Source organism: Amycolatopsis sp. NPDC104863 (genome assembly GCF_055582965.1).
Map to the genome: position 1 here is coordinate 977062 of NZ_JBVJOW010000001.1, position 6426 is coordinate 983487.

The window sequence follows — 6426 nt, forward strand, 5'->3', positions numbered from 1 at the left end:
GGCTGTCCGGTTCGTGCCGGTGAGCGGCACGGTGCCCGTTAACGCATCCCGGCTTCGTCCGGGGTGTCCTTGACTCCGCGTGTCGGCCGTCACATCATGGGTCGGCCAACCACATCGTGGCGAAGTCAAAGGAGACGACGGATGGCGAACACCGCGCCGGACACCGGCACGATCGCGGGCCGGCTCGACCGGCTGCCCATCACCCGCACCCACCGCCGGGCCACCGTCGCCGTCGGGCTCGGCCTGTTCTTCGACTTTTACGAGGTCTTCCTGACCGGCGTGCTGAGCTCGGTGCTGGTCGAGGAGTTCGATCTGTCCAAAGCGGACCTGCCGCCACTGCTGGCGTCGACGTTCGTCGGCATGTTCTTCGGCGCGCTGCTGCTCGGCCGGCTCGCCGACCGGTTCGGCCGCCGCGGCGCGTTCCTGCTCAACCTCGGGCTGTACTCGTTGTTTTCGTTGCTGGGCGCGTTCAGCGGCAGCGCGCTGATGCTGCTCGTGACGCGGTTCTTCGCGGGCATCGGCCTGGGCGCGGAGCCGCCGCTGGCCGACACCTACCTCACCGACCTGCTGCCCGCCCGCAAGCGCGGCCGGTTCATCGCCTGGGCCTACACCCTCGCCTTCTGCGGCTTCCCGGTCGTCGGCTTCCTCGCCCGGGGGCTGACCGAGCACGAGGTCCTCGGCATCGCCGGCTGGCGCTGGCTGTTCGTCCTCGGCGCGCTCGGCGCGGGCGCGGTCTTCCTGCTGCGGCGCGGGCTGCCCGAGTCACCGCGGTGGCTGGACTCCGTCGGCCGCACCGAAGAAGCCGAGCACCTGGTGGCCGGGCTGGAAGCCGAAGCCCGGGGCGCCGTGAACGAAAACCCCGCGCCGCCGCGCGGCACCACCCGCAAGCGCGCCGCGGCGCCGGTGCGCGAGCTGTTCGGCGCGGGCCTGCGCCGCCGCACCTGGATGATGGTCGTCTTCCACATCCTGCAGACCCTCGGCTACTACGGCTTCGGCACGCTCGTGCCGCTCGTGCTGGCGGCCAAGGGGTACGCCGTTTCGCAGTCGCTGCTGTTCGCGGCGCTGACCTATCTCGGCTACCCCGTCGGCTCGGCGCTGTCGCTGCCGATCGTCGAACGCGTGGAGCGCAAGTATCTGGTGGTCGGCTCGGTGCTGGCGATGGCGGTGTTCGGCATCGCGTTCGGCTACGCGGGTTCGATGGCGCTGATCCTCGTGTTCGGCTTCCTCTACACCGCGACCAGCAACCTGTTCTCGAACGCCTACCACATCTACCAGGCCGAGATCTTCCCGACGGCACTGCGCTCGACGGCCTCCAGCGGCACGTATTCGCTGTCGCGGCTGGCGAGCGGCGCGATGCCGTTCGTGCTGGTGCCGCTGCTGAGCTCGCACGGCCCGACGACGCTGTTCCTGATCGTCGCCGCCGCGCTGGTGGTGGTCGCGGTGGACGTCGCGGTCCTCGGCCCGCGCACCACCGGCCGCCGCCTGGACAGCGTCAACGACGACGTCACGGCCGCGCCGCAGCTGCGATGACCGCCACCGCCTCGTCGACCGAGGCCCGTGCGGTGTCGACGACGAGGCGGTCCCGGGTCCACGGCTCGTACTCGCGGTCGAGGATCTCCTGCCACGTCGGCGGCACGAGGTCCGCGATGCCGACGTCGCGGGACTCCGCGCGGCGGCGGTGTTCGGCCGGGTCCGAGCAGACGATCTCGGTCTCCAGCACCACGGCTCCGGCGCCGAGCCCGGTGTCCCGCCACGCGTCGCGGGTGACGGCGAGCGGGTTGACGCATTCGGCGATCACGCCGGCGCCGGTGCGGAGCAGGTCGGCGGCGACGTCTCGCGCGACGACGTAACCGACCGGTCCGAGCGGCTGCGCCAGCGGGCTCGCGCGGACGATGGCCTGCTCGATGGTGTCCACCCGCAGGAACGAGAACCCGGTGCGCCGGGCCAGTTCCGCGGCGATGGTGGACTTCCCGGTGGCGGGCAGCCCGCCGACGACGATCAGCCGGGGAGGCGCCGCGAAAGTCCGTGAAGGTCTCATCCGGGGACTCTAAGTCCCGCGCCCCGGGACACGAAGGAAGCCGCATCGAAGTAGGCCAAGTCCCTCGATGCGGCAACCCCCGGCCGTAGCCGGGCTTTACGAGGCCGCCTCGCGCTTCTGGGCGAGCAGGCCACGCCGCAACGTCGTGAGCGCCCGGTGCTGGGCGACGCGGACCGCGCCCGCGCTGGCCAGGCCGACCGCCGCGGCCGTCTCCTCGGCCGAGAGCCCGAGGATGATGCGCAGCACCAGGATCTCCCGCTGGCGCGGCGGGAGCGTGTCGAGCAGCCCGGCCGACCAGTCGAGCGCGGCGGAGCGCTCGACCTCGTCGCCGGTCGGGTCCGCGCCGACCCAGCGCTCGGCGGGCGGGTCGGCCACCGGGCTCGTGCGGTCGCGCGCCCGGCGGCGGTGGAAGTCGGAGACCTTGTGCCCGGCGATCCCGAAGACGAACGGCACGAAGCCGTCCACCTCGTAGCGGTAACCCGGCAGCGCCCGGACGACCGCGAGCAGCACGTCCTGGGCGCAGTCCTCGGCGTCCGACGAGCCGTCCTGCCACGCCCCGAGGCGGCCCAGGCAGTAGCGGAACACCATCGGCCGCAGCGCGCGCAGCAGCCCGGCCACCGCGGCCCGGTTCCCGCCGACGGCGGAGCGGACCAGCGCCGGGTCGAGCACGAACGTCGCCGTGGGCGCGGCGTCACCCTCGGCGGAGTGCGGCGGCATCGTTCTCACGTCTCCCTCGGCAGCGCTCGCCGGCAACGGACGGTCACGACGCTAGATCGCCGCGCGTGAGCGCGACACCGGCCGGGCGACCGCCACGGCCCGGGTCTTCCGGCCCTACCGCGCGGGCTCGCGCTGTGTCGTCGCCGCGGCGAAAGGGCGTCGGCGGTCCACCGCGGCGGCGCTCGGGCCGAACGGCCCTACCGGCCGTCCACGGCTTTCGATCACGCTGGTCACCGGGGATTTTTTACAGGAGAAACACAGGTACGCGATGGTGGACGACGTGGGCTTCGGGCTGCTGCTCGACCGGCAGCAGTGCCTCGCCCTGCTCCGGACGGCGAGCCTCGGCCGGGTGATCTTCACCCACCGAGCCATGCCCGCGGTCCGCCCGGTGCGGTTCACCGTCGTCGAGGAAGCCGTCGTGTTCGCCGTGCCGGCGGGCAGTCCCCTCTACGCGGGCGCGCGTGACGCCGTCGTCGCGTTCGAAGCCGACGACTTCGCCGCCGACTTCGGCGCGGGCTGGTACGTGAGCCTCCTCGGCCGGGCCACCGAGTCCGCCGTCGACGACGAAGTCGCCTGCCTGTGCCCGTGTCCCTCCCTTTCCGGGCGCCGGTTCCTGCGCATCCCGGTCGAAGCCATCACCGGTCACCGCATCGCCTGCCACGCCGAGTAACAAAGCCACTGCTCCGATCGACCCACCGGATGGACGAACCGGATTGGACCGACACGGGCAGCCCCCTGTGGCACCCTTGACGGCCCGGGGAGTCCTCCGGGAGACGGCGAGCCAACGGGGTCGACGGGAACAGTGGCGGACGAAGTCAGCATGCCGATGATCTTGGCCGCGGTGGCCGGGATCGCACGGGAGCTGGAACTGCCGGCGGTGCTGGACCGCGCGGCCAAGACGGTGTGCGAGCTGCTCGGCGCCCGCCACGGCCGGCTCGAGGTGACCGGCCCCGAGGGCGCCGTCGCCGAGTACGGGCGCCCCGGCAGTGGGGTCCCAGTCGAGTTGCCGCTTCGGGCCGGTGAACGGATGTTCGGCACCTTCTCGGTCGAACCCGGCGACGGCGCCGAGTTCGGCCGTCGTCAGCGCGAAGTGCTGGGAGCGCTCACCGCGGCGACCGGGATGGCGGTCGAGAAGGCCGTGCTCGTGGACGGGATGCGCCGCCGCGAACGCTGGCTGGAAGCGTCCTACGACGTGACCCGCGCGCTGCTGGGCGCGCAGGACCTGCGCGCGACCCTGCGGCTGATCGCCGAACGCGCCCGCGTCGTGGCGGGCGGCACCGGCGGCGCGATCGCGCTGCCCGCCGGGCCGGGGCAGCTGGTCTTCGACGTCGTCGAGCCGCCGGGGGAGGACTCCGACCGGCTCACCGGGCTGACCGTCCCGGCCGAGGGCACGGCCACCGGGATCGCCTACACCACGCGCAAACCCGTCGTGGTCCGCGACTACGGCGAGCACGTCCAGAACGAGCAGCGCGACCGCGCCGGGCCGATGCCCGCGATGATCAAGGACCTGGACGCGGCGATCTCGGTGCCGCTGATCGTCGGCGACGAGACGCTCGGGGTGCTCGTCGTGGCGAAGTTCCGCGACAAGTCGCCGTTCACCGACTCCGACGTCCAGCTGGCCGAGACGTTCGCCGGGCACGCCGCGCTGGCCGTCGAGTTCTCCCGGGCCCAGGTGGCCCGCCAGCAGCTCGCGGTGTTCGAGGACCGCGACCGGATCGCCCGCGACCTGCACGACCTCGTCATCCAGCGGCTCTTCGCCACCGGGCTCGGGCTGGAAGGCGTCAGCAGGCTGATCTCCGACCCGGGGGTCGGCGCGCGCGTCGCCGGGTTCGCCCAGGACCTCGACGGCACGATCCGCGAGATCCGCAACAGCATCTTTTCGCTGCAGGCGCCGTCACAGGCCCAGGGCAGCCTTCGCGCGGAGCTGCTGCGCGTGGCCGTCGACGCCCGGGACACGCTGGGTTTCGAGCCGCGCGTCGGCTTCGACGGGCCGCTGGACGCCGCGGTGCCCGACGCCGTCCGCACCGACCTGACCGCGTCGCTGCGCGAAGCCCTGACGAACGTCGCGCGCCACGCCGGGGCGACGTCGTGCTCGGTCGAGGTCACCGTGGACGGGCTCGGCCGGCGGCTGAGCCTGGTGGTGCGCGACGACGGGACCGGCCCGCCGGCGGCGGCCGGGCGGGTCAGCGGGCTGGGCAACCTGGCCGCCCGCGCGGCGCGGTGGAGCGGGAAGTGCGTGCTGGTGGCCGCCGACGGTGGCGGCTCCCGGCTGGAGTGGACGGCCGAGCTGCCGGCGCGAACCGGCGAGCAGGGGAGTGCGTGATGACGATCTCGGTGTTTCTGCTCGACGACCACGAGCTGGTCCGCACCGGGCTGAAGACCGTGTTCGAACCCGAAGCCGACATCGAGGTGGCCGGGGAGGCGGCGACGGCCGCCGAGGCGCTGGTCCGGATCCCGCAGGTCCGCCCCGACGTCGCGATCCTCGACGTCCGGCTGCCGGACGGGCAGGGCGTGGAGGTGTGCCGCGAGATCCGCTCGACGGTCGAGCCGCCGCCCGCGTGCCTGATGCTGACGTCCTATTCGGACGACGACGCGCTGTTCGGCGCGATCATGGCGGGCGCGGCCGGGTACATGCTGAAGCAGGTCTCCGGCCGGTCGCTGGTCGACGCCGTCCGCACGGTCGCCGTCGGCGGCTCGCTGCTGGACGCCACGCTCACCGCGTCCGTCATGAACAAGCTGCGGGGAGAAACGTCGACGGCGGCGCCGGACCCGCGGTACGAGCAGCTCAGCCCGCAGGAGCGGCGGGTGCTCGACCTCGTCGCGGAGGGCCTCACCAACCGGCAGATCGCCGAACGGCTGTTCCTGGCCGAGAAGACGGTGAAGAACTACGTGTCGTCGGTGCTGCACAAGCTCGGGGTCGAGCGGCGGACCTCGGCGGCGGTGTACGTGTCGCAGCGCCGCGGCGAGGGCGGCCGCCCGACCTGATCATGCGACCACTCGGCGGAAACCCGGTGGGGCATCCGACGTATCTGGCCGTCGATGCGATACACCTGTCGGGGTGACGCACGAGTTGTCGTGCGCGGCAGAGGGGACAGCATGGCGGGGTTGTCGAGCGGGGACTATGTCACGCAGCAGATCAGGGCGCTCGCGGAAGCGGTGCGCAGAGAGGGCGCCGGCGGGGTCGGCACACACAGCTTCCAGCTCGCGGAGCACCTGGCGGCCGAAGGGGGCGTCCACCGCGGCGACATCCTGACGGCGACGGCGACCCTGCTGTCGATGACGGCCTGGTGCGACGGTGAGGCCGAAGCGGCCGAGCGGTTCGCGGAGCTGGCCGGGGAACAGGGTGAAGACTCGCGCGAGCTGGTGACGCACCTGCTGCGCCTGGAGGTCGGCGCGGACCAGGGCACGCTCCCGCGAGAGCAGGTCGAGGCGCTGCTGGAGTACGCGCGCCGGGCCCGCCGGAGCGACCTGGCGCTGCGGGTGCGTGCGATCGCCGGGTCGCGCGGCGGACGGCACCGCCGGGACAACTAGCGCACCGTCCGGATCGGACACGGCCGTGGGGGGGGGGGGGGGGGGGGGGGGGGGGGGGGGGGGGGGGGGGCGGGGGGTGGGGGGGGGGGGGGGGGGGGGGGGGGGGGTTTGGTGTTGGGGGGGGGGGGGGGGGGGGAACG

7 protein-coding genes are annotated in these 6426 nt (G+C 73.4%); 5 read left to right on the plus strand and 2 right to left on the minus strand.

Features of this window, described 5'->3' with window-relative positions:
* The first annotated feature begins 141 nt into the window (after positions 1-141).
* Positions 142-1530, plus strand: a complete 1389-nt coding sequence (locus ACZ63J_RS04320; RefSeq protein ID WP_465439305.1) for an MFS transporter — start codon at positions 142-144, stop codon at positions 1528-1530.
* Here ACZ63J_RS04320 and ACZ63J_RS04325 read toward each other — a convergent pair.
* The gene (locus ACZ63J_RS04325; RefSeq protein WP_465439307.1) at positions 1505-2038 is read right to left on the minus strand and encodes a P-loop nucleotide/nucleoside kinase family protein; all 534 of its coding nucleotides are present in this window, start codon (positions 2036-2038) and stop codon (positions 1505-1507) included. The genes ACZ63J_RS04320 and ACZ63J_RS04325 overlap by 26 nt on opposite strands.
* A 96-nt stretch (positions 2039-2134) precedes the next feature.
* Positions 2135-2755 carry a sigma-70 family RNA polymerase sigma factor gene (locus ACZ63J_RS04330; RefSeq protein ID WP_465313959.1) on the minus strand — a complete coding sequence of 207 codons (621 nt, stop codon included), beginning with the start codon at positions 2753-2755 and terminating at the stop codon, positions 2135-2137.
* A gap of 268 nt (positions 2756-3023) precedes the next feature.
* On the opposite strand from ACZ63J_RS04330, the gene ACZ63J_RS04335 reads away from it, so the two are divergent.
* The 4 genes from ACZ63J_RS04335 to ACZ63J_RS04350 all read left to right on the plus strand — a co-directional run bounded on the left by ACZ63J_RS04335 (position 3024) and on the right by ACZ63J_RS04350 (position 6286).
* The gene (locus tag ACZ63J_RS04335; RefSeq protein WP_465313826.1) at positions 3024-3425 is read left to right on the plus strand and encodes a pyridoxamine 5'-phosphate oxidase family protein; all 402 of its coding nucleotides are present in this window, start codon (positions 3024-3026) and stop codon (positions 3423-3425) included.
* A 150-nt stretch (positions 3426-3575) separates the two neighbouring features.
* A complete protein-coding gene (locus ACZ63J_RS04340) occupies positions 3576-5078 on the plus strand; it encodes a GAF domain-containing sensor histidine kinase (RefSeq protein ID WP_465399786.1) in 1503 nt (500 codons plus the stop codon).
* Positions 5078-5740, plus strand: coding sequence for a response regulator (locus ACZ63J_RS04345; RefSeq protein ID WP_465399785.1), 663 nt, complete (start codon positions 5078-5080; stop codon positions 5738-5740). The genes ACZ63J_RS04340 and ACZ63J_RS04345 overlap by 1 nt, the downstream gene beginning before the upstream one ends.
* 111 nt (positions 5741-5851) lie before the next feature.
* Positions 5852-6286, plus strand: coding sequence for a hypothetical protein (locus ACZ63J_RS04350; protein WP_465340950.1), 435 nt, complete (start codon positions 5852-5854; stop codon positions 6284-6286).
* Positions 6287-6426: the final 140 nt, after the last annotated feature.

Bases quoted from the DNA above. Each gene is read 5' to 3' on its own strand.
- ACZ63J_RS04320 (WP_465439305.1), top strand. From the start codon at position 142: ATGGCGAACACCGCGCCGGACACCGGCACGATCGCGGGCCGGCTCGAC.
- ACZ63J_RS04325 (WP_465439307.1), bottom strand. From the start codon at position 2,038: ATGAGACCTTCACGGACTTTCGCGGCGCCTCCCCGGCTGATCGTCGTC.
- ACZ63J_RS04330 (WP_465313959.1), bottom strand. From the start codon at position 2,755: ATGCCGCCGCACTCCGCCGAGGGTGACGCCGCGCCCACGGCGACGTTC.
- ACZ63J_RS04335 (WP_465313826.1), top strand. From the start codon at position 3,024: ATGGTGGACGACGTGGGCTTCGGGCTGCTGCTCGACCGGCAGCAGTGC.
- ACZ63J_RS04340 (WP_465399786.1), top strand. From the start codon at position 3,576: ATGCCGATGATCTTGGCCGCGGTGGCCGGGATCGCACGGGAGCTGGAA.
- ACZ63J_RS04345 (WP_465399785.1), top strand. From the start codon at position 5,078: ATGACGATCTCGGTGTTTCTGCTCGACGACCACGAGCTGGTCCGCACC.
- ACZ63J_RS04350 (WP_465340950.1), top strand. From the start codon at position 5,852: ATGGCGGGGTTGTCGAGCGGGGACTATGTCACGCAGCAGATCAGGGCG.